General features: G+C 78.7%; 1 protein-coding gene. It reads right to left on the bottom strand.

Annotated elements, in window-relative coordinates; genetic code table 11:
• A partial coding sequence (locus MXD58_RS27965; RefSeq protein WP_250611172.1) for a DNA polymerase Y family protein occupies nt 1-1226 on the bottom strand: 1226 nt, incomplete at both ends.

Genomic DNA, 1226 nt, shown 5'->3' with positions numbered 1-1226 from the left:
GGCCATGGCCGGTCCAGACCGGTGCCGGTCCGGGGCTCACCCCACGGCACCAGGCGGATCCGGTCCGCGGGATCGCGCCCGCCCACGGGCACCGCGGTGAGGACCGCGTCCGGACCGAGCAGTCCCTGCACCCGGGTGAGCGCCCGGGCGATCCGGCCGGCGCCCGCGCCCGGCTCCCCCCACAACCCGAGCTGACGGCCGTCCGCGGGCAGCAGGCCGACCGGTTCGACGCGAAGCCGGACCAGGCCCGCCGTCGGCCGCGCCACCCCGGCGCCCGCGGTCACGGAACCGGCGCAGGGGTCCGCGGAGCCGGCCAACCACCCGTCGAGCTGCCAGCGCACCCGGTCCGTGATGGCGGCGGCGGACAGCGGCCCGTCGTGGCGCCAGGTCCGGACATGATTCTCACCGTTGCCGGTGTCCGCCTCGATCTGGACCCCGGTGCAGGCCAGGCCATGCGCGCGGAGCAGGTCGTGAGCCTGCTCGGCGAGGCGGCGCGCGGCGAAGGCGCCCTGCTCGGCCCGGTCCGCGGGCGGATCGAACGTGGTGACGACACCCAGGTCGACAGGCCGCTCCCGGGCCACCGCCAACCGGGGGTCCACGCCGCGGGCGAGGCTGTGCGCCCAGCTTCCGGCCGGGCCGAACCGAGCGGCGACGTCGGCGACCGGCAGCGCCGCGAAACCGCCGAGGGTGACCAGGCCCAGCCGGCGCAGCAGGTCGACGAGCCCACCGTCGTCGAGCAGGTCGATGGGCAGCGGCGCGAGGAAGGCGGCGGTCCCCGCCGGGGGCACGACGACATCGGTCCGCGCGGCGATGCCGGCCGCGAACGGCCCATCGGCCACGCCGAGCCCACAGCTCGGCAGTGCCCGCGGCGACCCGGCACCCGCCGGGCCGGCCAACCGGTCCGCCGCCGGCCAGGCCGCCGCCAGCGCGCGCCGGACCTCGTCGACGGCCGCCTCCTCCCCGCCGAAGTACCGGGCCGCGCCGCGGATCGGCACGACGCACTCCCCCGGCCCGCGCACCTCGACTCCGGGGATCACGGACTCGACCGCGACGACCAGCGGCTCGAAGACCCGGGCGCAGCGGCTCGGGTCGTCCGGTTCGAGAGCGATCCCGGGGCAACGGGCCTGGGCTTCCCGCCGGCGCAGGCCGGGACGGACACCGAGCTCGCGGGCGGCACGGGTCGCGGCGACGACCTGGCCGGCGGCCAGCACCGCGACGGGCAGCTC

The organism is Frankia sp. AgKG'84/4 (genome assembly GCF_023242965.2).
GTDB lineage: Bacteria > Actinomycetota > Actinomycetes > Frankiales > Frankiaceae > Frankia.
Note: the sequence above shows the minus strand (reverse complement) of the source record. Positions and strands in the feature narration are given on the sequence as shown.